The sequence below is a fragment of the Gordonia jacobaea genome, from assembly GCF_001186365.1.
In the GTDB taxonomy this organism is placed as follows: Bacteria; Actinomycetota; Actinomycetes; order Mycobacteriales; family Mycobacteriaceae; genus Gordonia; species Gordonia jacobaea.
In genome coordinates, this window is sequence record NZ_LDTZ01000019.1 from 95,531 (window position 1) to 119,858 (window position 24,328).

At 64.6% G+C, this 24,328-nt stretch carries 23 protein-coding genes; 12 read left to right on the plus strand and 11 right to left on the minus strand.

The genetic code is table 11. The features are described from left to right. The first annotated feature begins 417 nt into the window (after positions 1 to 417). The 4 genes from ABW18_RS15605 (at position 418) to ABW18_RS15620 (ending at position 4,944) form a co-directional block, all read left to right on the plus strand. Complete coding sequence (locus ABW18_RS15605) at positions 418 to 1,374, plus strand: ATP-binding cassette domain-containing protein (RefSeq protein ID WP_082937838.1); 957 nt, start codon at positions 418 to 420, stop codon at positions 1,372 to 1,374. Beyond that, positions 1,371 to 2,243 (plus strand): ABC transporter permease, encoded by an 873-nt coding sequence (locus tag ABW18_RS15610; protein ID WP_082937839.1) that lies wholly within the window; start codon positions 1,371 to 1,373, stop codon positions 2,241 to 2,243. Before ABW18_RS15605 ends, ABW18_RS15610 begins: the two co-directional genes overlap by 4 nt. A 290-nt stretch (positions 2,244 to 2,533) precedes the next feature. After that, the gene (locus ABW18_RS15615) at positions 2,534 to 3,643 is read left to right on the plus strand and encodes a hypothetical protein (protein WP_152930106.1); all 1,110 of its coding nucleotides are present in this window, start codon (positions 2,534 to 2,536) and stop codon (positions 3,641 to 3,643) included. Further along, positions 3,634 to 4,944 carry a glycosyltransferase gene (locus ABW18_RS15620; RefSeq protein WP_083444423.1) on the plus strand — a complete coding sequence of 437 codons (1,311 nt, stop codon included), beginning with the start codon at positions 3,634 to 3,636 and terminating at the stop codon, positions 4,942 to 4,944. The genes ABW18_RS15615 and ABW18_RS15620 overlap by 10 nt, the downstream gene beginning before the upstream one ends. Here ABW18_RS15620 and fadD8 read toward each other — a convergent pair. After that, complete coding sequence (fadD8, locus tag ABW18_RS15625) at positions 4,907 to 6,544, minus strand: fatty-acid--CoA ligase FadD8 (protein ID WP_049699912.1); 1,638 nt, start codon at positions 6,542 to 6,544, stop codon at positions 4,907 to 4,909. The two genes, ABW18_RS15620 and fadD8, sit on opposite strands and share 38 nt — an antisense overlap. 150 nt (positions 6,545 to 6,694) lie before the next feature. On the opposite strand from fadD8, the gene ABW18_RS15630 reads away from it, so the two are divergent. Then, the gene (locus ABW18_RS15630; protein ID WP_049699913.1) at positions 6,695 to 7,351 is read left to right on the plus strand and encodes a GNAT family N-acetyltransferase; all 657 of its coding nucleotides are present in this window, start codon (positions 6,695 to 6,697) and stop codon (positions 7,349 to 7,351) included. Between the two features lie 75 nt (positions 7,352 to 7,426). On the opposite strand, the gene ABW18_RS15635 is transcribed toward ABW18_RS15630, so the two are convergent. Genes ABW18_RS15635 through ABW18_RS15645 form a run of 3 tightly spaced genes read right to left on the minus strand, consistent with a single transcriptional unit; the run spans position 7,427 to position 9,586 of the window. Then, positions 7,427 to 7,822 (minus strand): DUF8021 domain-containing protein, encoded by a 396-nt coding sequence (locus tag ABW18_RS15635; RefSeq protein ID WP_049699914.1) that lies wholly within the window; start codon positions 7,820 to 7,822, stop codon positions 7,427 to 7,429. Further along, entirely contained in the window at positions 7,819 to 8,727 is a 909-nt protein-coding gene (locus tag ABW18_RS15640; protein ID WP_200903275.1) for an SDR family oxidoreductase, read from the minus strand. Before ABW18_RS15640 ends, ABW18_RS15635 begins: the two co-directional genes overlap by 4 nt. Before the next feature lie 49 nt (positions 8,728 to 8,776). Further along, positions 8,777 to 9,586, minus strand: coding sequence for an SDR family oxidoreductase (locus ABW18_RS15645; RefSeq protein WP_049699915.1), 810 nt, complete (start codon positions 9,584 to 9,586; stop codon positions 8,777 to 8,779). 127 nt (positions 9,587 to 9,713) lie between these two features. On the opposite strand from ABW18_RS15645, the gene ABW18_RS15650 reads away from it, so the two are divergent. The 4 genes from ABW18_RS15650 to ABW18_RS15665 are packed head-to-tail and all read left to right on the plus strand — an operon-like array spanning position 9,714 to position 13,300. Then, positions 9,714 to 10,484, plus strand: a complete 771-nt coding sequence (locus ABW18_RS15650; RefSeq protein WP_049699916.1) for an enoyl-CoA hydratase family protein — start codon at positions 9,714 to 9,716, stop codon at positions 10,482 to 10,484. A 1-nt stretch (position 10,485) separates the two neighbouring features. Beyond that, positions 10,486 to 11,436 (plus strand): CoA transferase subunit A, encoded by a 951-nt coding sequence (locus ABW18_RS15655; protein WP_083444424.1) that lies wholly within the window; start codon positions 10,486 to 10,488, stop codon positions 11,434 to 11,436. Next, positions 11,433 to 12,212, plus strand: a complete 780-nt coding sequence (locus tag ABW18_RS15660; protein WP_049699917.1) for a CoA-transferase subunit beta — start codon at positions 11,433 to 11,435, stop codon at positions 12,210 to 12,212. The genes ABW18_RS15655 and ABW18_RS15660 overlap by 4 nt, the downstream gene beginning before the upstream one ends. Further along, on the plus strand, positions 12,209 to 13,300 hold the full coding sequence (locus ABW18_RS15665) for an NAD(P)H-dependent flavin oxidoreductase (RefSeq protein WP_049699918.1): 1,092 nt from the start codon (positions 12,209 to 12,211) through the stop codon (positions 13,298 to 13,300). Before ABW18_RS15660 ends, ABW18_RS15665 begins: the two co-directional genes overlap by 4 nt. A gap of 25 nt (positions 13,301 to 13,325) precedes the next feature. Here ABW18_RS15665 and ABW18_RS15670 read toward each other — a convergent pair whose 3' ends face one another. From ABW18_RS15670 to ABW18_RS15690, 5 genes are all read right to left on the minus strand, one after another. After that, complete coding sequence (locus ABW18_RS15670) at positions 13,326 to 14,243, minus strand: TAXI family TRAP transporter solute-binding subunit (protein ID WP_049699919.1); 918 nt, start codon at positions 14,241 to 14,243, stop codon at positions 13,326 to 13,328. Next, positions 14,240 to 15,712, minus strand: coding sequence for a sensor histidine kinase (locus tag ABW18_RS15675; protein ID WP_083444425.1), 1,473 nt, complete (start codon positions 15,710 to 15,712; stop codon positions 14,240 to 14,242). Before ABW18_RS15675 ends, ABW18_RS15670 begins: the two co-directional genes overlap by 4 nt. Beyond that, positions 15,705 to 16,382: a response regulator transcription factor gene (locus ABW18_RS15680; protein ID WP_049700093.1), complete on the minus strand. Its 678-nt coding sequence runs from the start codon at positions 16,380 to 16,382 to the stop codon at positions 15,705 to 15,707. Before ABW18_RS15680 ends, ABW18_RS15675 begins: the two co-directional genes overlap by 8 nt. A gap of 61 nt (positions 16,383 to 16,443) precedes the next feature. Further along, positions 16,444 to 17,916, minus strand: a complete 1,473-nt coding sequence (locus ABW18_RS15685) for an MFS transporter (RefSeq protein ID WP_235434409.1) — start codon at positions 17,914 to 17,916, stop codon at positions 16,444 to 16,446. A 168-nt stretch (positions 17,917 to 18,084) separates the two neighbouring features. Beyond that, entirely contained in the window at positions 18,085 to 19,002 is a 918-nt protein-coding gene (locus ABW18_RS15690) for a LysR substrate-binding domain-containing protein (RefSeq protein WP_049699920.1), read from the minus strand. 164 nt (positions 19,003 to 19,166) lie between these two features. Between ABW18_RS15690 and ABW18_RS15695 the strand changes: the two genes are divergently transcribed. Genes ABW18_RS15695 through ABW18_RS15705 form a run of 3 tightly spaced genes read left to right on the plus strand, consistent with a single transcriptional unit; the run spans position 19,167 to position 21,881 of the window. Then, positions 19,167 to 19,775 (plus strand): phosphonopyruvate decarboxylase, encoded by a 609-nt coding sequence (locus ABW18_RS15695; RefSeq protein WP_235434410.1) that lies wholly within the window; start codon positions 19,167 to 19,169, stop codon positions 19,773 to 19,775. A 1-nt stretch (position 19,776) separates the two neighbouring features. Beyond that, on the plus strand, positions 19,777 to 20,388 hold the full coding sequence (locus ABW18_RS15700) for a thiamine pyrophosphate-dependent enzyme (protein WP_049699921.1): 612 nt from the start codon (positions 19,777 to 19,779) through the stop codon (positions 20,386 to 20,388). Positions 20,389 to 20,402: 14 nt separating this feature from the next. Continuing rightward, complete coding sequence (locus ABW18_RS15705) at positions 20,403 to 21,881, plus strand: aldehyde dehydrogenase (RefSeq protein WP_049699922.1); 1,479 nt, start codon at positions 20,403 to 20,405, stop codon at positions 21,879 to 21,881. 1 nt (position 21,882) lies between these two features. On the opposite strand, the gene ABW18_RS15710 is transcribed toward ABW18_RS15705, so the two are convergent. Beyond that, a complete protein-coding gene (locus tag ABW18_RS15710; RefSeq protein ID WP_049699923.1) occupies positions 21,883 to 23,517 on the minus strand; it encodes an acyl-CoA synthetase in 1,635 nt (544 codons plus the stop codon). A gap of 133 nt (positions 23,518 to 23,650) precedes the next feature. Next, positions 23,651 to 24,241, minus strand: a complete 591-nt coding sequence (locus ABW18_RS15715; RefSeq protein ID WP_049699924.1) for a TetR/AcrR family transcriptional regulator — start codon at positions 24,239 to 24,241, stop codon at positions 23,651 to 23,653. Positions 24,242 to 24,328: the final 87 nt, after the last annotated feature.

Consider the following 24,328-nt stretch of genomic DNA (forward strand, 5'->3'; position numbering starts at 1 on the left):
ACCGAGTAGACGTAGACCGCCGTTACACCCTGCCCCTCTGCGACTGTTCGCTGTATCGTCGGACGTAGGGGTTCTGCTCGTGCAACCCCAACTCCCAGCGACGCCGCTGCAATCACAGTGATCAGAACTGATACGGCACATTGCCACGCAAAGCGCGGTCTGCGGTTTTGAGCTATGACGATTACCTCCAGATCGCGACGGGGAGTCGCCAAAGAATAGCGACTAAGCGATACCCTCGCACACGGACCGTGTGACCGTAGCGTGCGCTGATCGGCAATTTAAGGGGATAGAGACATATACCACTCGATGCGGATTGTCAGGAATCTCGCAGGGTTCAACTCGCCTCGACACTTTCTCGACGAGCAAATAGCCTGTTGAAGATCTGACGGATGATCCGACGAGGACGGAGGGCACTCGATGGTGATGTTGCCGACGATTGCAATCGAGGCCGACTCGCTCGGTAAGAAATTCGGAAATGTCAATGCAGTTTCAGACATTTCCTTATCGATACCGACGGGATCGGTGTGTGGGTTGTTGGGCGCGAACGGCGCAGGCAAGACCACGACGGTACGTATGCTCGCGACGCTCATCCGGCCGGACTCCGGCTCGGCACGGATCTTCGGCCGTGACGTCGTGAGACAGGCGACCGCCGTGCGTTCGATGATCGCGGTGACCGGTCAGTACGCCTCACTCGACGAGGATCTGACGGCAGAACAAAACCTCGAGCTGTTCGCCACCCTGCGCGGATTCGGCCGACGTGCGGCTCGTTCTCGTGCGCACGAGTTGATCGAACAGTTCGGACTCAGTCACGCCGCCTCGCGCCCCGTGTCGGGTTTCTCCGGCGGCATGCGACGACGACTCGACATCGCCACCTCACTGATCTCCGCTCCGCCGCTGCTCTTCCTCGACGAACCGACGACAGGTCTCGATCCCACCACACGGACTCAGATGTGGGCCGTCGTCCGCGACCTCGTCGATAACGGTACGACGGTGCTACTCACCACCCAATACCTCGACGAGGCAGACAAACTCTCCGACTCAATCGTCTTGATCGACGGCGGGCGGGTGGTGGCCGAAGGTACGGCCAGGTCGCTCAAGGAGCGCATCGGAACGCGCACACTGCACGTTCAACTCGAAGACAGATCCAGAATGCGGGAGGCCGCAGAGATCATGGGGGCAACGTTGTCCGCGGATGTCGTTCAGATTCCTGCCGAGGGCGCGCTCTCGGCGATCACCTCGGAGCCGGGGCGGGCCGCATACGCGGTGTCCCAACTGGAGTCCGCGGGCATCGAGGTCGCCGACTTCTCGTTCCAGCGCCCCACGCTGGACGATGTCTTCTTCGCCATGACAACCCGAGAGTCGGCCCGGACATGAGCAGCACCATCGATCAGACGAAGTCCGGCGTCGCCGATTCGGGAGCAGCGGCGACGGCCGACGCCACCAGTAGCGGAATCGAATGGCCGATCACTCCTGTCGACAGGATTCCCTTCAGCCAGGGGCTGCGCCAGACGTTCGCACTAGCTCGTCGCGGGCTTCTCCGGATGAAGCACTCCCCACAGCAACTGTTCGACGTGATCATCGTGCCCATCGTCTTCACAGTGATGTTTGCCAACATCTTCGGCGGAGCCGTCGCGGGAGGCGTCGACAACTACCTCGTCCTGCTTGTCCCCGGCGTCCTGGTCTCGGTGGCGGTGACCACGTCGGTGGTCACCGGAACGCAGTTACGTGAAGACATCGACAGCGGTGTGTTCGACCGGCTGATCTCCATGCCCATAGCGCGCATCGCGCCACTCGCAGGCTTGCTGACTGCGGATACCCTGCGATACGTCATCGCGAGCGTGATGTCTCTCGTCGTCGGCCTCTGCATGGGCTACCGGCCGGCAAGCGTGATCGGGGTCATCGCAGGCGTCACACTTGTCGTCTACGCAGCGTTCTCGCTGAGCTGGATCTTCGCGTTGCTGGGTGTCCTGCTCCGCAAAGTATCAGCGATACAAGGCATCTCGATGCTCGTGCTGATGCCGATGACGTTCACGTCCAATGCGTTTGTGCCGACCACGACAATGCCCGGTTGGATGCAGGCGATCGCTGACGTCAATCCGGTCTCACACCTCATCTCCGCGTTTCGCGGGCTGGCAAACGAGGGACAGATCACAAGCGACGTCGGATGGACGCTGGTGGGAACCACCGCGATCTTGATTGTCTTTGTCCCACTTACGTTGCGCGCCTACCTCTCGCGGTCATGACGACCACTTCGACGCGCACGACCGGGTCGATACACTCGGCCCTGCCGGTTGAGCGTCTGACCACCGACGACGATCTGTTCGTACGGATGGAACACGCGCTGGGGCTCGGGGTTGTGAATCAATGCGTATGGCAGCTACCCACTCGCCTCGACGAGGACGCATTCTCCCGACTCGGAGAGCGACTCTGCGCGGGTCGCGCATCGAGACTCGTCGCGCGACGGCCACCACCGGCTCGCGATGCGTGGCGGTACACGCCGACCGCCGGGTCGGTCGAATTCTTCACTGAGACGGTGCGTGCCGAGAATATTGCCGCATGGGTCGACGCCCAGGCACAGTTCGCTCTGAACAGCGTGTCGGGCCCCTCCTGGCGACTGAGCGCCGCCCACTCCGACGGCATTGGTACGTACGTCTCATTCACGGCGGCCCACGCGATCGGCGACGGCGCCACGCTGATAACGGCGATCGTCGAAGCATTGTCGGGGACCGCCTACAACACAGACGTAGCCATGCCCGACCTCGTATCCGACCTTTCCGATGGAGCAGGCACTGCGGCGCGGGCAGCTCGCGCGGCGGCTTCCAGTGTCGTCGCGACACTTCGTGACGCATCACCACGAGGATCTGCGCGCCCCCAACCGTCACGCGCACCTTCCCCGAGCCCGGCGCCTACTGGTGCGATAGCGACGACAAGCGCAGGGCGGGCTGCCGGAACCGAAGCAGGCATACCCCCCTCGGTGATCGTGACCGTTGATCGCGAGGAAGCACTTCGGGTTGCCGCAGAACGCAACGGCACGCTGAACTCACTGTTCGTCGGGCTGATGGTCGGAATCGTCGACAAAGCCGGACTGGCATCGTCCGGAGACGTCGTCCCGGTGTCGATTCCGGTGTCACAGCATCGTGAGGACGATCGGCGCGCCAACGCCACGACAGGCGTCACCGCCCACATACGTCTCGACTCCAACCGCTACACCGACCTCAGCGAGATTCGCGACGCGTGCAAGGCGGCATACCGCACGCTCGATGCGCGGCCCGGCTCGATGGCCGCGATGTCCACTGTTGCACAGGCTTTGGGCGACAGGGCCGTGCGTCGACTCGCTGGTGGGATGTCGACGCCCTTATGTGTGGCGTCGAACGTCGGGCGGGTGAACCCTTTGTTTGCGTCATTCGGTACCGACCGCCCCGGAGTCACCGCGATGCGTGCCGTCACCACGGATACCGCCGGATTGGCCGGACACGCCGGCGGTATCAGCGGCTGGTTGTGTACCGGAGATGAGGTGCTGACGCTGGCGGTGAGCTCGCTGAACCCGTCCCGGATCAACGATCGGGATTCGCTCCGCGCACTGATCGCCGCCGAGTTCGCCTCGTGGAAATTGACCGAAACAGATTGGGGCATATGCGAATAGCATTCGTCATGCACGGCAGTCGAGGTGACGTTCAACCTGCGGTCGCGCTCGGAGCCGAACTCAGCCGACGCGGACACAGCGTCGAGTTGGCTGTTCCCGACGACCTGGTCGCTGCGGTGTCACGTTCTGGATTGCCGACGCGCAGCCTGTGTCCGTCGACTTCGGAATTGCTCTCGAGTCCGCTCGTGAAGCGAGACCTCAAGTCGTGGAATCCGTATAAGCGGTTGACCGCGCTCCGCAAGGTCGGATCGCACGGATCGGCGATGTCGGAGAGAGTCATGGGCGAACTCGCCGATACAGCGGATGTCCTCGTCGGCGGACCACTGGCGCAAGAGCGGGCTGCGACAGTCGCAGAGAGCCGAGGCATCGCTTTCGTGCCACTGCATTACTGCCCGATACGTCCCAACCACCAGCTGTCGCCGCTGTACCGGCCATTGCCCACTGCAATCAGCGCCGCCGTATGGCGCACAGCCGACTTCCTCTTCTCACTCACCCAGCGCCCAGGCGACCGCGCCCTGCGCCGTCGTCTGGGTCTCCCGTCGGTATCGGGAACCATAGGCGCGAGGCTTCGGCGGCGGGGGTCACCGGAGATCCAGGCGTACGACGCCGAGCTGTTCCCACTCCTCGAGGACGAGTGGGGAAAACAGCGCCCGTTCACGGGCTTCCTGCTCCCTGACAGTCAGACCCGAGCAAAACTCAACGGACACAACGACGATAGCCAGACCACCAGCATTCTCGACTGGATTCGATCCGGGCCATCCCCCGTCTACGTCGGCTTCGGGAGTATGCACATCCCACCCGAGCGCATCTCGTCGATCGTCGATGCGATCCTGTCGCTACGCCTTCGTGTGATCGCCCATACGCCTCACGCACTGCCAGAACGCGATGGCCTGCTGCACATCACCGACCCTGTCGACCACGAGGTCCTCTTCCCTGCTTGCCGAGCAGCCGTCCACCACGGTGGAGCCGGCACCACTGCCGCCGCTCTGCGAGCTGGAATCCCATCAGTGATCGGTTGGCTCAGCGCAGACCAACCACTCTGGGCGGCCGCTCTTCGCGATCGAGGAGCCGGGATCGGCGCGCCGCTGTCGCGGCTCTCGGACACCGACCTCGAATTGCTTACTGCCAGCGAGCCCTATCGCGCGGCGCAGGCGTTGGCGAGTCGCATCGTCGATCCGGGACAGGCAGTCGACGCCGCATGTGACGTAATCCTGCAGGCAGCGGCAGGCCCGACTCTATACGCAGGCGTGCCGCCTGACGGCTCTAGCCGACGCCACGCTCCGACGACGCCCAGAACTTAGCGCGCAACGCCTTCTTGTCGGGCTTACCGAGACCGGTGAGTGGCAGCGACTCGACGAAGATCACGTCCTTCGGTGATTGCACGGCCCCCTTCCGCTGCTTCACCGCGTCCTGGATCTCTGCCGTGATCCGCTGCCGGTCATCGTCATCGGCCTCGACGTCGCCACGTAATACGACGACGGCGGTCACCGCCTCACCCCACTTCTCGTGCGGCACACCGATCACACCCACCTGACCGACCGACGGATGTTCTGCGACAACGTCTTCCACCTCTCGCGGAAACACATTGAAGCCACCGGTGACGATCATGTCCTTTGTGCGATCGACGATGTACCAGTATCCGTCGGTGTCTTCACGCGCGACGTCGCCGGTGCGCAGCCATCCGTCGCGGAACGTCTCCGCTGTCTGCTCCGGCAACCCCCAGTACCCAGCGGCGAGAAGTGGTCCGGCAACACAGATTTCGCCCGGCTCGCCCGGCGCCACTGGCTTGTCGTCCGGCCCGAGGAGCGCGGTACGCAGAAACGACGACGGTCGCCCACAACTCGACAGCCTGCGCGTGTCTTCGCCCGGCTCGGGGTGCTCATCCTTGGCGAGGTAGCTGATGACCATCGGCGCCTCCGACTGCCCGTAGTACTGCGCGAAGATCGGCCCGAATCGCTCGATGGCCTCGGCCAGCCGCACCGGATTGATCGGCGAGGCACCGTAATACACGGTTTCCAGTGACGAGAGATCGCGGGTGTGTGAGTCCGGATGATCCATCAGGGCGTAGAGCATCGACGGCACGAGCATGGTCGCGCTGATTTTCTCCTCCTCGATGGTCCGCAGCACCTCCGCGGGATCGAACTTGCTCAGCACCACCATCGACCCGTTCTTCATCAGCGTCGGGAGGAAGAACGCCGCGCCTGCGTGCGACAGCGGCGTGCACATCAGAAAGCGCGGCCGCGTTGGCCATTCCCACTCCGACAACTGGATCTGCGTCATCGTCGTCATCGCGCGAACCGTGCCGATGACGCCCTTGGGTTTGCCCGTGGTGCCACCGGTGTAGGTGATCGACATGATGTGGTCCGGCGAGAGCTCTGCCGCGGTGAGCGTCGTAGCGTCGTAACCCGCCGCCTCGGCGACGACGTCGCGACCCACCTCCGACAACTCCTCGGGCACGGGGCCGAGCGTGAAGATCTGCTTGAGTCCGTCGACTCGTTCCATGAGTGCGACTGCGCGCTCGACGAACATCGGCACCGGATCGATGACGAGCGTCGTCACTCCGGCGTCGGACAACACGTACGCGTGATCGTCGAGCGAGCCCAACGGATGCAGTGCGGTGCGTCGCCAACCCTGCGTCTGTCCTGCGCCGATGACGAACAGCACCTCGGGGCGATTGAGTGCGAGCAGACCTACCGACGATCCCGTGCCCGAACCAAGCCCCTCAAAAGCCTGCACGTAGCGGCTGATCTCGTCGGCCATCTGCGCGCCCGTGAGCGTGGTGTCGCCGAGTTCCAGCACGTTGCCCGACGCGTTCTTGGCCAGTGCCGCGACAAGGAGGTCGCCCATATGGGTCGATCCGCGCAAGTGGTCGATTTCGGACTCAGAGATCTCAGATGCCATGCATCTCAGAGTAGGACGTGTTCTAGATTCACGAAAGGTCAACCAGCCGATTGCTGCCTCTAGGTGCGACAATCAAGATTCCGCGGCCGCGATGGAGAACTAGAACCTGTTCCATGTCGTACCGGCCAGTAGCTCACTAGGATCGACAGCATGACTGATGTGGATCTGGCAACCGAACGTCGCGACATCGCCGACGCTCTCCTCACCGCTCTCGACCGACGACATGAGGTGCTCGACGCCATCGTCGACGCCGACGATCACACCCAAGCCGTCTCCGCGATCGCAGAACTCCTCGGCAAATCACAGCTCGGCGCATCGGCAATCCTCGACATGAAGCTCGACCAGTTGACCAAGGACGAACGCCGACGAAATCAGAGCGAACTCGACGACCTGAACCACCAACTGACCTTCACACTCGCCGAGCGTCCCGCGAGCAGTGGAGACACCGTCGTGCTGCGCGCCTTCTCCCCCAGTGACGACGCCGAACTGTTCGCCGAACGCACCCGCGAACTCGGGGTCGCCGGCGACGGCTCGGGACAGCCCGCGCGCGAAATCGACCAGGAGATCGCACAGGCTGCCGGGCGCGTCGACGAAGAAGAGGCGGCCTGGCTGGTCGTCACCGACGGCGCCGACAAGGTGGGTTTCGTATTCGGCGAACTCACCGATGGCGAGGTCGACGTCCGCGTGTGGGTCCACCCCGACTTCCGCAAGCAGGGTTACGCCACCGCCGCGATGCGTAAGGCACGGTCGGAGATGGCCGGCTACTTCCCCGGGGTTCCCATGGTGGTGCGCGCACCGGGCGTCTGACGGACAGCTCGTCTGACATCACCGGGTCTGGCGTCCCCGGATCTGATATCACCGCGTCGGCGCTGAGTGGCCCACTCAGCGTCGACGCGGAAACCCGAAACGCGCGACGATGGTGCGAATCCGGACCTCGTCGTCGATCAGAAACGATTCGCTCACCGGCGCCCACAGGCCGAATGCCTTGGGGGCCACGTGAACTCGATACTTGGTCGACACCGTGTGGCCTTCGACCACCGCCTCGAACCCGCTGACCCGATGAATCAGACGGAATTGCGGGCCGCGTGCCAAGCTGCGGGCGATGTGGTCGCCGCTTCGTCCGGTCTTGATCCCCATCTCCACCCTCGTGCAATCCGGATGAAGGCGAACGCCAGAGGGATCGTGACTCACCAGCGCGTCGACATATGCCCGCGCGGCAGCGATCCGTTGTCCGCCAACGGAATCGCCGTCGTCGTCGGCAGGAGCAATGTCGGTCATCGTGCTCCGTACACGGGCACCGGGGCGGGCGTCTTGGCCAACAGATCGTCGACGACGGGCGTGAGTTCACCCGGTTCCCAGCGGGCGCCCTTGTCGATCGACGCTGTGCGCTGCCAGCCGTCGACGACGGTGATCTTGCCGCCCTCGACCTCGAAGACCCTCCCGGTGACGTTTGCCGACTCGACCGATCCGAGCCACACGACCAGCGCGGAGATGTTCGCGGGGTCCATCGCGTCGAACGAACCGTCATCGGGAGCAGCCATCTGCGCCGCCATCGCCTCACCGGCGCCAAGCGTCATCTGCGTGCGTGCCGACGGTGCGATCGCGTTGACCGTCACGCCGTAGGCACCCAGCTCGGCCGCCGCCTGGATAGTGAGTTCGGCTATGCCTGCTTTCGCCGCCGAATAGTTGCCCTGGCCAACCGATCCGAACAACCCTGCGCCCGACGAGGTGTTGATCACCCGGGCCTGCCGCGTCGACCCCGCTTTGGATTCCGCCCGCCAATACGCTGCAGCGTGGCGTAGCCCGACGAAGTGCCCCTTCAAGTGGACGCGGACGACGGCATCCCACTCGTCCTCCGACATCGCGACGAGCATCCTGTCGCGCACGAATCCCGCGTTGTTGACCAAGATGTCGAGGCCCCCGAACTCCTCGAGTGCGGTCGCCACCATCGCAGCGCCGGCGTCCCAGTCGGCGACGTCGCCGACCGAAGCGACGGCCCGACCGCCGCTCGCGGTGATCTCCTCGACGACCGCTACTGCGGCATCTTCGGCGTAGTCGTTCACCACGACGGACGCACCGTCTGCCGCGAACGCCAGCGCGTGGGCACGTCCGATCCCCTGACCCGCGCCCGTTACGATGGCCACGCGATCCGCGTTCGACCCATGTCCGTTGTCGCTCAACACAATCCCTTCACTAGCATCGACCCATGCAATGTCCTTGATTCCGAGTCACTCACACGGCGTTGCCCGCGTTGGCGGCGTCGAGGAATGCAGGCTTCTCGCCACCGCCGTGGACGGTGAGTGTCGAGCCGGTGATGTAGCCGGCCAGCGGTGAGAGCAGGAAGGCGACGGCATTGCCGACGTCGCGCGGCGTTGCCATCCGCCCCATCGGGATGGTGCGCCCCACCGCCGCGATGCCGTCTGCGTCACCGTAATGCATCTGTGCCAGTTCGGTTTCCACCGGACCGGCCACCACCGAGTTGACCCGAACGCGCGGCGCCCACTCGACGGCCAGCGACGTCGCCGCATTGTCGAGACCGGCTTTTGCCGCGCCATACGCGGACGTGCCCGGCGACGGTCGGTGACCGCTGACACTCGACACGTTGACGATCGCTCCACCCGATTCCTGTTGCTGCATCACCGCATTCGCGGCGCGAGCGACCAGTAGCGGTGCGAGAAGATTCAACTCGACGATCTTGCCCGCAAACGACGACGACGCGTCGGCCGCAAGCGCGAACGGCGATCCGCCGGCATTGTTCACCACGCCATCGAGCGAGCCGTAGGTCTCGACGATCTGCGCAACCATCCCGGCCACCGCAGCTTCGTCGCGCACGTCGCACGCGATGAACTCACCGAGCGCCAACGCGTCGTCGGTCGGGTTGCGCGCGCAGATCACCGGAACCGCACCGAGATCGGCCAACACGTTGGCGATACCCAGGCCGACGCCGCGCGCACCACCGGTGACGAGGACGACCTTCTTCTCCACACCGAGATTCGTCTCCCGTGGCGGGTCGAGACGTGTGACCTGTGACCGCGGACCCATGGGTGCTACCCTACCAAACAACCAAGCATTTGCTTGGTATGTGTTTTCCAGAGTCAGTGGTCATCCGAGTTCACTGCCTTGGTCACGGGGTTCACACACGGGATGCGTCCCGGGAGGAGGGCATGGCGTGCCGATCACCAGTACGCGCTCGGCGAGTGGTGTCACGACCATCACCGTCGACTATCCGCCGGTCAACGCGCTGCCGTCCGCAGCGTGGTTCGAGTTGGCCGACGCGATTCTCGCGGCGGGCGACGATCTCGACACCCACGCGGTGGTGTTGCGGGCGGAAGGTCGGGGATTCAACGCGGGCGTCGACATCAAGGAGATGCAGGCAACCGAGGGGTTCGACGCACTGATCGCCGCCAACCACGGCTGTGCCGCCGCGTTTTCCGCGGTCTACGACTGCAAGGTGCCGGTCATCGTCGCGGTCAACGGGTTCTGCGTCGGGGGCGGAATCGGTCTTGTCGGCAACGCCGACGTGATCGTCGCGTCGGAGGGCGCGGTCTTCGGGTTGCCGGAGGTCGATCGCGGCGCGCTCGGCGCGGCAACGCACCTCGCCCGGCTCGTCCCGCAGCACATGATGCGCACGCTGTACTACACGGCGAGCAACGTCACCGCAGAACAGCTCCTGCACTTCGGGTCCGTCTACAAGGTGGTGCCGGCCGACGAGCTCGACGCGACGGCACTCGACGTCGCCGAGCAGATCGCCGCCAAGGACACGCGGGTCATCCGCGCGGCGAAGTCGGCCATCAACCACATCGACCCCGTCGACGTGAAGGCCAGCTATCGCCTGGAGCAGGGGTACACGTTCGAACTCAATCTGGCAGGCGTTGCCGACGAGCACCGCGACGCATTCGTCGCGACCGGAAAGCCGAAGACCACACAGGGGAGCCGCTGACATGGCCGACACCTCAACAACGCAGACCGCGACGCTGCAGGCCTCGACACCCCAGACCTCGACACCGGCCGACAAGACCAGCACGCTCGACGACGTCATCGGAGAACTCCGCGACGGCATGACCATCGGAATCGGTGGGTGGGGTTCGCGCCGCAAGCCGATGGCACTGGTCCGGGCTCTCGCCCGCTCCGACGTCAAGGATCTGACCGTCGTCACCTACGGTGGACCCGACCTCGGATTGCTCTGCGCCGCAGGCAAAGTCCGCCGAGCGTACTACGGTTTCGTCTCGCTCGACTCGGCACCCTTCTACGATCCGTGGTTCTCGGCGGCGCGCACGAGTGGCACCATCGAATCCCGCGAGATGGACGAGGGCATGGTCAAGAGCGGGCTGCAGGCCGCTGCCGCTCGCCTGCCGTTCCTGCCGACACGCGCCGGTCTCGGATCGTCGGTGCCCGATTTCTGGGAGGGCGAACTGAAGACCGTCGCGTCGCCGTATCCCGATCCCGACGGCAGAACCCAGACCCTGATCGCCATGCCTGCACTGCAACTCGACGCCGCATTCGTCCACCTCGACATCGCCGACTCCCGCGGCAACGCCGCCTACACCGGCGTCGACCCGTACATGGACGATCTGTTCTGCGCCGCGGCACAGCGTCGCTACCTCGAGACCGACCAACTCGTCTCGACCGAGGTACTCGCCAAGTCCGTTCCGACGCAACGGCTTCTACTCAACCGGATGCACGTCGACAAGGTTGTCCACGCACCCAACGGCGCCCACTTCACGTTTGCGGGCGAGTACGGCCGCGACGAGGCGTTTCAACGGTTCTACGTCGAATCCGCCAAGGAACCGGATAAATGGTCGACGTTCCGTCGTCGCTTTCTCGACGTCGACGAGGCGACATATCAGCGCGAGGTCGACGCCTGGCGCCGTGAGCAGGAGGAGTCGAAGTGACAACTGCGGAAACAGAAGCTGCAGCAACAGAAACCGATGTCACTCGTGCAGAGGTGTGCGTCGTCGCGTGCGCCGAGATCTTCCGCGATGCCGGCGAGATCATGGCGTCGCCCATGGCGCCGGTGCCGCTGCTCGGTGCCCGGTTGGCGCGCCTGACCTTCTCACCCGACCTGCTCATCACCGACGGCGAGGCGTTGATCCTCGCCGACACACCGCCGATCGGGAAGTCGGGTCCCATCGAAGGATGGATGCCGTTCTCAAAAGTCTTCGACGTCGTGGCGTCCGGTAGGCGACACGTGGTCATGGGCGCCAACCAGATCGACCGACACGGTAACCAGAACCTGTCGGCGTTCGGCCCACTCCAACACCCCACGCGTCAGATGTTCGGTGTGCGCGGAGCGCCGGGCAACACCATCAACCATCCGACGAGCTACTGGGTCCCCCGACATTCCGCGCGTGTCTTCGGCGATAAGGTCGACGTAGTCAGCGGAATCGGTTACGACAAGGTCGATCCCGACAATCCCGCATTCGACGACCTCGACATTCATCGGGTCGTCACCAATCTCGGCGTCTTCGACTTCAGCGGACCCGGGCACACGATGCGGGCGCTGTCGCTACACCCCGGCGTCGAGGCGGGCGAGGTCGTCGAGAACACCTCGTTCGAGATCGCGGGTCTCGAGGAGGCTCCGGCAACCAGGTTGCCATCGGAGAACGAGCTCGCCATCATCCGAGACATTCTGGACCCCAGGGGTGTTCGCGACCGGGAGGTGAAATGAGTTCGACGGCACGCGCGGCCGCGCTACCGACCCGGTTCACCGAGTTGGTCGGCGTCGAATATCCGATCGTGCAGACCGGGATGGGGTGGGTGTCAGGCCCGTCGTTGACCTCTGCGACATCGAATGCGGGCGGTCTCGGCATCCTGGCGTCGGCGACGATGACCTATGCCGAGCTGGAATCGGCAATTGCGAAGACGAAGTCGTTGACCGACAAGCCCTTTGGGGTCAATATCCGCGCCGACGCCACCGATGCCACCGAACGGATCGACCTGCTGATTCGCGAGGGGGTGCGCGTCGCGTCGTTCGCGCTGGCACCCAAGAAGGACCTGATCGCGAAGCTCAAGGGCAGCGGCGTCGTGGTGATCCCGTCGATCGGTGCGGCCAAACACGCGGTGAAGGTCGCGTCGTGGGGCGCGGATGCGGTGATCGTGCAGGGCGGTGAGGGCGGCGGCCACACCGGACCGGTCGCGACGACGCTACTGCTTCCCTCCGTGCTGGATGCATTGCGCGACAGCGGTTCCGACATGCCAGTGGTCGCGGCGGGAGGCTTCTTCGACGGTCGGGGGCTCGCTGCGGCGCTGGCATACGGGGCAGAGGGTGTCGCGATGGGTACCAGGTTCCTGCTCACCGCCGACTCCGCAGTTCCCGACGCGGTGAAGCAGGAGTATCTGACGCGCACTCTCAACGACACCGTCGTCTCGGTGAAGGTCGACGGTATGCCGCATCGGGTGCTGCGCACCCCACTCGTCGATGCGCTCGAAAGTGGCAGCCCGATCCGCGCGTTGTTCGCGGCGGCACGAAATGCCAACGAGTTCAAGCAGTTGACCGGCATGAAGTGGACGACGATGCTGCGCGACGGGCGTGCGATGCGCAAGTCGGGCGAGCGCAGTTGGCAGCAGGTCATCATGGCGGGCAACACCCCGATGCTGTTGCGCGCGGGTCTCGTCGAAGGTGATACGCGCGCAGGAGTTCTCGCGTCCGGCCAGGTGGTCGGGATGATCGCCGACCTTCCCAGCTGCGATGCACTCATCCAATCGATCATGGATCAGGCACACGAGCGGCTGAAAGCACTGAGCGCGCTGGGGTGACGCTGCGGCCGGTGCGGCGAGACCGTCACCCGTGGTGGCGACGGTACGCCGCGATCGCGGCCGGATGAAGTTGCAGTCCGTAGACCTGAATGAGGGTCTGAGTATCCAAGAACTGCACTCCGACAGTACCTTTGGGAATCAGCTCCGACGCCTTGTCGACCAACGCGTCGACAACCGCTGTGACCACCGAGTCCGGTGTGCTCGCAGTGGTGAGCAGCACGCTTGGCACGCCGATCGTCGCCGTCTCGGTGCGCGTGCCGTACATCCCCGCGGGCACCGCAACCGGCTCGTAGAGCGGTCCGTACCTCTCGCGCAGTACGGCGAGTTCGGCTGACAGGTCGAGCAACCTGATCCCGCCCGCCGGACCGTAGCCCGGTCGGGGGATGGCCGACGGGGTGGGTACGCCACCCGCCCACATCGCCGCGGCAACCGTGCCCGAAGCCAGTGATTCGAGCACGTTGGTCAGCGATACCGGTGTGATCTCGACATCGTCGGGCGTCATCGAGGCCGCGGCGAGGACGCGACGTCCCGTCCATTCGGTACCCGAGCCACGCGCACCGAGACTGATGCGCTTCCCGCGCAGATCGGCAAAGGTCTGGACGTCGCTCGTCGCGGGTACCGCGAATTGGACGTAGTTCTCATAGACACGTCCCACGGCGCGCAGCGGCCCGCCCCGCGCCGCGGCAACATCGCCGAGTGAGAGGCCGAAGTCGACGCGCCCCTGTTCGAGAAGTTCGATATTGCGCACCGAGCCGGTGGTGTTCATCGGTACGAGGCGGGTGGAACCGTCGGCCATCGCCGACGACAGCAGCTTGGCGAACTCTGACTGGAACCCTCCCGGCTCACCGGTAGCGATCCGATACCCGCGCACGTCACCACTCGCGCAGCCGGCGGCAAGCAGCGGAATCACCGCCAGTCCCTTGAGCAGTGTCCGGCGCCTCATACGGCATCTCCCCCGGCGCTGGCATCTGCTGCGGTGTCGAAGCCTGTCTTAGTGTCTGTGCGTCTCACCAACAGCACACGAACGCTCAGTCCACCTTCCGTCGATCTGCCGAAGTGCACGTCTCCCCCGACGGCGCGGACGAGGATGTCGACGATCGCGAGTCCGAGCCCCGTTCCGTGCGCCTTGTCGCGCGTGAAGAATCGCTCCGTCAGCCTCGGCACGTCCTCGTCTGCCACGCCGGGCCCATCGTCGGCGACCTCGATCACCACCGAGTCGGGCGAGTCCTCGGGTATCCCGATCGACAGCGCGATCTTCGGATGTGGCCCGGCGTGCCGTGACGCGTTGTCGACGAGGACGTCGATCACCTGCGCGAGCGCATCCTCGCTGATCCGTGCCTGCGTCGCCGGGTCGTCGAGTTCGTCGCGGAAGGTCAGCCGCGCGCCTCGTTCACGCACCGGCACCGACCAGAACTCGACACGGTCGGCGAGGACCGTTGCGGCCGTGCTCCATTCGTCACGTCGCCCACTCTCGAGCCTCGGCGTCTCCGCGCTGGCGAGGGTCAGGAGCTTGTCCAGGATCAGCTGCAGGCGTTGCGCCTCGGCACCGATCATCGCGAAGTCTTCTGACAACGCATCGGGAACCTCCGTCTCCACGATGTCGATCCGGAACTGCAGCGCCGCCAACGGGTTACGCAGTTGGTGTGAGGCATCTGCCACCAGGCGGCGCTGCATTTCGACCGACCTCAACACGGTCGTCACCAGGCCGTCGAAAGTGTCGGTGAGTTGACGCACCTCAGGCGGCCCACCGGTTTTGGCGTCCGACGACGCGTGTATCGGATCGTCGGCCGCCGATGTCGGAATGGACGGCAGTTCTGCTGCGAGATCGGTCATCGCGTCGGACAGGTCCGCGAGCGGACGTAGCACCCAGCGGCTCAACACCACTGCGAGCGCGGCGAATGCGAGGATCACCGCAGCGGCGCCACCGACAATGAGCAGCCACCAGCGGGTGACGTCGGACCTCGTCGCCGCTGTCGAGGATCGCATGACCACAGTGCCGTTCACCTGGGCGCCGCTGCCGACCGGGGCGACGAACACCGCCGAGTCGGGACCCCACGGCGCCACATGTCGAAGCTCCGACGACTTCTCATTGCGTAGCCCGCGTGTCACAGCGACCCGCATCTCCTGATCCGTCGGTCCCACCGACAGATCAGGGACGCCACGGGTGGAGACGATCAGCACCGAGTCGCCGTACACGTCGTGGTAGGCGCGGATCTCATCGGCGATACGGGCCGAGTTACCCGTCGTCACATACTCATTCGACATCGCAGCGAATCGATTCACGTCGCTCTCGCGCTGCTGCACGAACTGCCGCGTGCGCGCCTGCGACGACACCTCGATCAGTGGCACTGCAAAGCCGGCAATACTGACAGCCCCGATGATCGCGAGCACAATCAGCAGTCGCCTACGCATCGTCGACGGCCCCGTCCCAGCGGTAGCCGAATCCGCGGATCGTTGCGATGAGCCCCCGACGACCGAGCTTGGCGCGCAATCCGGTCATATGGACATCGAGCGAGCGCGATACGGCCACAAAGGCATCGCCCCACACCTGATCCATCAGCGCAGCACGACTGACCGCCAACCCCGCGTTCCTGACCAGAACCGCCAAGATGTCGAATTCCTTTGCGGTGAGCTCGATATCGCGTCCGTCGACGGTAGCTGTACGGGCGTCGAGGTCGATGGCCAGGTCGCCGGAGACCACGAGGTGTTGCGCCCCAGCGGGTTCCGGGCGGGCGGCTCGTCGACTCACGCTGTCGATGCGCGCAACCAACTCGACGAATCGGGCCGGCTTCACCAGGTAGTCGTCGGCTCCGAGGCGCAGGCCGCGTACGACCGACCGCTCGTCACCTCGCGCGGTGAGCACAATGACCGGTACCGAACTCACCTGTCTCAGTTGCCGAAGTACCTCGAGGCCATCCTGATCGGGCAGGCCGAGATCGAGCAGCACGAAATCGAACCCTGCGTGATGGAGCAACAGATCGGCCCCGACGGCGTATCTGGTCGGTTCGTGCCCGAAGCGTCGCAGGCCCGAGACGATCGCGCCTGCGACGCCGTCGTCATCCTCCACTACCGCAATACGCACGACGCCCATTATCCGCATCCCGCGGTCGCGGAATGCGGATAATGATGGCATTCAGTCCAATTCATCGAGATGAAGAGGGACCCTCATCGATGAGCGACTTCGTTCCCGTTTCGGCGTACTGCACTGTCGCCGAGGGAAAGTCGACGGTCGATGGGTTCGACGAATCGACCAGCGAGTCCTGCGAGACAGCCTGCGCGGAAGTCGACTCCTTCGCGCCGGCGTCGGCGGGGTCGAGCATCGAGTCGCCCCGCGTTTCCTTCATGAAGTACGCGGCGATCCAGGTCAGCAGGGCGCAGGCGGAGACGTAGTAGAAGAAGGCTCCCTCGTGACCGGCCTGCTTGAGTCCCAACGCGATCGGCTCAGCCGTGCCACCGAACACGGCGGTGACCAGGGCGTGAGGCAGTCCGACACCGAGCGCGCGCACCTTGGTCGGGAAGAGCTCCGCTTTCACGATGGGGCTCAATGCCGAGTATGCGGTGACGATCGTCAGCCCCGCCATCATCAGGCAGAAGGCGACGAACGCGTTGGACACGTGACCGAGGGTTGTCATGATCGGGACCGTGAGCAGCGTGGCGCCCGCACCGAAGAAGAGCATCACCTTGCGGCGTCCGATCTTGTCCGACAAAGCGCCGGCCAACGGCTGCATGCACATGTAGACGAACAGCGCGCAGAAGCTGATCCAGGCGACGGTCTCCTTATCCATTCCCGCGGTGTTGATCATGTATTTCTGCAGGTAGGTGGTGTACGTGTAGTAGCAAACGGTTCCACCGATGGCCAGTGCGAAGACCAGCGCGAACGACTTGCGGTACTGCATGAGGGTGCGGAGTGTTCCCTCCTGCTTGGCGGCACCCGCACCCAGTGCGGCGACCCGCTGCTTCTCCGCGAGGTACTGCGGCGACTCATCCATTCCGCGTCGGATGATCATCACTGTCACCGCTGCGACCGCACCGATCACGAACGGCACACGCCAGCCCCACGAATCCATCTGGGCCGGTGTGAGGATCTGCAGCAGGATGATCTGGATGCCGAGTGCGCAGAGTTGGCCGAGCACGATCGAGACATACTGGAAGCTCGAGAAGAAGCCACGTCGACCCGGCGTCGCGACCTCCGAGAGATAGGTTGCGCTCGAACCGAATTCACCTCCAACCGAAAGCCCCTGCAGGAGCCGGGCGAGCACCAGGATCACCGGAGCGAGAATGCCGATGGTGGCGAAACCCGGTGTGACCGCGATGAGTAGCGATCCGGCCGCCATCAGCAACACCGATAGGGTCAGTGCGTTACGCCGTCCATATCGGTCGGCGAATCGACCGAGGACGTAGCCGCCGAGCGGTCGCATCAGGAAGCCGACGGCGAACACCACTGCCGCGGAGAGCAATTGGGCCGTTTGGCTTTCGCTGGGGAAGAACACCGGGGCGAAGAACACGCTGAACGCTGCGTAGACGAACCAGTCGTACCACTCGATCAGGTTGCCGATGCACCCTCGGAAGACGTTGGCGACGACGCGCCGGTTGGATGTGGAGGACTGTTGAGTCATCACACGCTCCTTTGTGAAATGGGACTTTTGTGAGGTGGGACTTGCTTTCCCCATCACTGTGGCAGCGGTCACAAGCGCAGCCAATGCCTAGCGGCGTTTCCTAACAGTCCCTTTGGAAAGCTCGTGCCGTTTGCCGATGCCCCCTACGAAAGCGCGGTCAGACCATCCTCAGACCAGCCGGGCCGACGGCCACCGTCCACTCGCGACAGAGGTGGCGACGACCTCTTCGAGCAACTCGACGACGAGGTCACAAGCCGTCGATTGCGCCCGGTTGCGCGCTACGGCGGTGCCGATCGTCCGTGACAGAGCCGCGCCGACGATCGGCGCACAGCTCACCGCTTCCGCCGCGTCGATCGCCATCGCGGCCGGAAGCACCGTCCACCCGTGACCATCGGCGACGAGCCGACGTTGTACGCCAGCATCGTTGGTCTCCACCGCGACGGAGATGTCGACGCCCGCGGACGCGGCGTCGACGATGCTGCGCAACCCGTGCGGAGGGGCAGGCAGCACGAGGGGATGCTGCAGCAACTCCTCAAGCGCGACAGGTTCGTCGGCGTGTAGACCAGCCGAACTCGGCGCCACCGCCCACAGGTCTTCGCGCAGCAGCGGACGGATGCGAAACGCCGAGGTACTCGGCTGCTCGAAGAGCAATGCGACGTCTACGTCGCCGAGTTCGAGCCACTGTGCCAGGTGCCCCGCGTATCCGACGTCGACGCGCAACGCGATGCCTGGATAGCGTTGCGACACAACCGAGATGAGTCCGGCAGCGAGCAGCCCGACGGTCGAGGGCAACAACCCGATGCTGACCCGCCCGCGGACATCCTCACCGGTACCCGAGAGCACTTCCGCCCGTGCCCGGTCGAGTTCCTCGAGCGCCCGTCGAGCACGTTCGAGCACCAGTTTGCCGCTGGCGCTCAACGACATCCCCGACCGGCTTCGTTCGAACAACTCGACGCCCAGTTCCGATTCCAATGCGTGGATCTGCTTCGTGACAGCCGGCTGCACCACGTGCAGTGTCTTCGCGGCCGCGGTCACGCTTCCGGTATCGGCCACTGCCAGCAACGCCCGTAGCTGTCTGATCTCCACGTCATCTCCACTCGCCCCGCCGTCGCACGAGGTCGTCGGTTGTCGGTCAGCGCTGTCCGCCAGCATTCCGGCACGGAATGCGGAGCCATGCCGAAATTCTATTACCCACTCATTCCCATAACGATAGAGAATCGTTGGCAGCTCAACAACGAAAGGTTCTGCCCATGACCAGCGCGCTTACCGACGGTGAATTAACCAACGACGGTGAATTAACCAACCACGGGGCAACAACCGACGGGTCACCGGTCGAGATTGTCGGCCCCGGCTGGCAACGCGATGTCTTCGAGGTGCTCAAGCAAGGCGGGGTGTCGCAGATCGCCTACGTCCCCGACGCCGGTCACTCCTACGCGATCCGTGCAGCGATCGCCGACCCCGACATCACCGACGTCGTGCTGACGACGGAGGAGGAGGGCGTCGGAGTCACGGCCGGAGCCTGGCTCGGTGGTGTGCGCTCAGCGTTGCTGATGCAGAGCAGCGGCGTCGGCAACTGCCTGAACATGTTTTCGTTGCTCGAGATGTGCCGATTTCCGTTCCTGACCCTCGTGACAATGCGCGGCGAGTACGCGGAATTCAATCCATGGCAGATCCCGATGGGTTCGACCACCCAGCGCGCACTCGAACTCGGCGGCATCACCGTGCTGCGTGCCGACAAACCCGATGAGGTTCGTGAGGTCGCGCAGGCAGCCCTGGAATCGACCTTCCTCGCGGGCGAGCGCACCGCGGTACTGCTCGGACAAAGCCTGATCGGCCGTAAGAAGTGGGAGCGAAACTGACATGACCGCAACTGATTTCACCGCCGTACGAGAGAACACTCCGATCGACCGCCGCGAGTTCGTGTCGGCACTGATCGATCGCGTTCCCGACGCTCTCATAGTCACCGGGCTCGGCTCGGCGTCGTACGACGTCTTCGCCCACGGCGAGCGCGACGGGAACTTCTACCTCTGGGGCGCGATGGGCGGTGCTGTTCCTGTCGGCCTCGGACTGGCACTGGCTCAGCCGGACAAACCCGTCGTGGTGGTGACCGGCGACGGTGAGATGCTGATGGGCATCGGATCGCTCGGCTCGGCCGCGGTGCGCGCGCCCGACAACCTGACGGTCGTCGTGCTCGACAACGGACACTTCGGCGAAACGGGGATGCAGCGCAGCCACTCCGGGCTCTGCACACGCCTTCTCGACGTCGCGCACGGTTTCGGGATCCGTCACTGCCGCGAGGTCGATTCGCTCGGCCAGGTAGCCGACGTCGCGTCGAACATCAACGCACGCAACGGACTCTCGTTCGTGCAGGTGCACATCGACACCGGCGAGCCGCCGCGCGCTCTTCCGCCACGCGACGGAGTCGCGGTGAAGAACAAGTTTCGCACAGCACTCGGCCTGACCACATTCTGAGGAAAGACGGCACCATGCAGACCTATCAGCTCCGGATCAACGGCCGCTGGCGCGACAGCAGCACCGGTGAGTTCTTCGACTCGTACGACCCTTTCACCGGGAAACCGTGGGCCAGCGTTGCCCGCGGCAGTGCCGCCGACGTCGACGATGCCGTCCACGCGGCGCACGACGCTCTCACCAACAGTGCGTGGTCGCAGATGACGGCGAGCGCACGGGGCAAGCTCTTGCATCGACTCGGCGACGCAATCGCCGCCAACAGTGCCGAGCTCGCCCGAACCGAGGTGCGCGACAACGGAAAACTGTTCGCCGAGATGTCTGCACAGACCGCCTACATTCCGGAGTGGTTCTACTACTACGGCGGTCTGGCAGACAAGATCGAGGGATCGGTTGTGCCACTGGACAAGAAGGGATACTTCGCCTACACGACGTCGGCTCCGGTCGGGGTCGTCGGCATCATCACACCGTGGAACTCACCGCTGCTGCTGCTCACCTGGAAGCTGGCGGCAGCTCTCGCTGCGGGCTGCACCGTCGTCATCAAACCTTCCGAGCATACGAGCGCCTCGACGCTGGAATTCGTTGCGCTGCTCGAGGAAGCGGGCCTACCGGCCGGAGTGGTCAATGTGGTCACGGGGTTCGGACAGGAAGTCGGCAGCCCCCTGGTCGATCACCCGCTGGTGCGCAGGGTCAGTTTCACCGGCTCGGACGCGACCGGCAGCAGGATCGGCGCGCAGGCCGCGGGCGGCATCAAACATGTCGGCCTCGAACTGGGTGGCAAGTCGCCCAACATCATCTTCGACGACGCCGACCTCGATGCCGCGGTCAACGGGGCGGTGTCGGGGATCTTCGCCGCAACCGGTCAGACCTGTATCGCCGGATCACGACTGCTGGTGCAGTCGTCTGTCCACGACGAGGTGGTCAGGCGCGTCGTCGAACTGTCGAAGACCGCGCGCATGGGAGATCCGGCCGATCCGGACACACAGGTGGGGCCGGTGACGACCCGCGACCAGTACGAGAAGGTTCTCTCCTACATCGAGATCGCGAGATCCGAAGGCGCACAACTGAGTCTAGGTGGAGCAGCAGCAACCCGACCCGAGTGCGGCGACGGCTGGTTCGTCGAACCCACGATCTTCACCGGTGTCGACAACTCCTCGCGCATCGCGCAGGAGGAGGTATTCGGTCCTGTGCTCTCGGTGATCCGATTCGACGACGAGGCCGAGGCGATCGCCATCGCCAACGACTCCCGATATGGTCTCGGCGCAGGCGTCTGGACCTCCGACATGGCGCGAGCATTTCGGATGACTGCGGCGATCGAGTCGGGCACGGTATGGGTCAACACCTATCGTGCCGTGAGCTACATGATGCCGTTCGGCGGCGTCAAGGAGTCCGGCCTCGGTCGCGAGAACGGCATCTCGGCAGTGGACGACTACCTGGAGACCAAGAGCGTGTGGATCAACACCGGCGCACCCTCCGGGAATCCGTTCGTGCTGAAGTGAACTAGCTCGACCCCGCGATCTCGGCATGCTCGACGCGCAGGTTCTTCTTCAGGATCTTGCCCGACGGGTTCTTCGGCAACGCCTCGGCGAACACGACGAACTTGGGCCGCTTGTACGGTGCGAGGATCGACGAAAGATGTTCCATCACTTCGTCTTCTGACAGGACCACACCGTCCTTGGGAACGACGACAGCCGTGACGGCCTCGATCCACTTCGGATGCGGCACACCGAAGACGGCCACCTCCGCGACGCCGTCGTGAAGGTAGATCGCCTCCTCGACCTCGCGGGACGCGACGTTCTCACCGCCGGTCTTGATCATGTCCTTCTTGCGGTCGACGACCGACAGGTACCCGTCCTTGTCGATCACGCCCAGGTCGCCGGAGTGGAACCAGCCGTTGCGGAAAGCTTCGGCGGTCTTGTCCTCGTCGGCGTAATAGCCCAGTGCCGCATGCGGACTGCGGTGCACGATCTCCCCGACCTCGCCGACGGGCACCGGATTGTCCTCGTCGTCGACGACGCGGGTCTCGACGTTGAGTGCCGCGCGCCCCGCCGATCCCGCCCGGTCGAGTTGCTCGTGCGGCTGCAGAATGGTTGCCAGCGGCGACATCTCGGTCTGTCCGTAGAAGTTCCAGAGGCGAACGTCGGGAAGCCGACGTGCCAGCTCACGTAGGACCTCGACGGGCATCGCCGCGGCACCGTAGTAGCCCTTGCGCAACGACGAGAGGTCGCGGGTGTCGAAGTCGGGGTGGCGCAGCAGCGAAATCCACACGGTGGGTGGGCAGAACAGCTTGGTGACGCGCTCGGCCTCGATGGTGGCCAACATCGTCGCGGCGTCCGGCGCGTGCAGGATGATGCTGGTCGCACCCAGGTAGACGTCGACCGAGAAGAAGCAGTCCAACTGGGCGCAGTGGTACATCGGGAGCGCGTGGATCTCGACGTCGGAGCCCTCCATCCCACCGTCGACGATGCAGGAGACGTACTGCGTCATCAGCGATTTGCTCGACAGCAGAACGCCTTTCGGCCGCGACTCGGTGCCCGATGTATACATCATGCGGACCGGCTCGTCGTCGTCGATGACAATGCCAGGGGCAGACGCGTCACCCGTCGTCATCCATTCGGCGACCGGCTCGTATCCCTGCGGTGCCTGCGTCCCCGCCAGAGGAATCCACCCGCGGATGTCGATGGGCGTACCCGCGGTCGCGACCGCCTCGATGACCGTCGGCCCGAGCGCATCCTCGACGACGACGCCCGACGCCTGGCTGTGGTCGAGGATGAAGGCGATCTCGGAGACGCCGAGTCCGAAGTTGATCGGTACGAGGATTGCGCCGATCCGCGCGCACGCGAAGTTCAGCACGGCGAATTGCCACGAGTTGTGACTGATCAGCGCCAACCGGTCGCCACGAGCGAGTCCGCGCGCGGTGAGCGCGTTGGCGCAGCGGTTGACCGCGGCGTCGAACTCGGCGTAGGTGAGGCGCACATCGCCGTCGATGACCGCCACCTTGTCGGGCGTGCGTGCAGCCGTGCGGTGCAACATGTCGCTGATCGTGTTGCCGCGTGCCGTCGCCACCGCCGCCTGCGTTGATTCAGTGAAGGACGATTCCCTCCCGGCCGATTCCCTCCCGGTCGACTTCTTCACTGTCGACTCGTAACGTGTGCTCACCGCGTGCTCCTTCGTCCCTACCGAACGACACCCAAATTACTAGGTCATCCAAGTATGTGGACGCGAATCGGCAGCTTGAAGTCAGCTCGAGGACTGGGTGGGTAGGGATTTAGCGCGGCAGTATTCCGTCGAGCACGATGGACAGGTACTGCTTGGCGATGTCGTCGACCGACAGCGAGCCGCCCGGCCGGTACCAGCGGACCGCGACCCAGACGGTGTCGCGTAGGAAGCGGTACGCCAACTCGATGTCGAGGTCGGCACGGAACTCACCGTCGGCGACGCCACGCGCGAGTACCGAGTGCCACAGTTCACGGAACTCGACGTTGCGCTTCTTGATGTACGCGAAACGCTCTTGTCCTGCAAGGCGTTTGGCTTCGTCCTGGTAGATGGCGACCGCATGGCGTTGTGCGCCTATCGATTCGAACGAGGCGACAACCAACTCGCGCAGCGTCTCCGTCGCGGAGAGGTCTGCGGCGGCGATCTCCTGGTATCGCGCGAAGAGGGAGTCGAGGAAGCTCCGCAGGATCTCGTCGACCATCGACTCCTTGGAATCGAAATGGTGGTACAGGCTTCCCGACAGGATGCCGGCGGAATCGGCGATGTCGCGCACCGTCGTCGACCGTAGTCCCTGCTCAGCGAACATCCGACCTGCCGTCGCCAGTAGTTCGTCTCGCCTGGTTGACCCGTTGCGCGTCGCCACTCGCCAACCCTAGCAACTGCTTGGGCGTCGACGTGGGTCCACCGATCGGCTGAGTCGAATGTAGTCGAGCGGTGGATCCGCATGCGG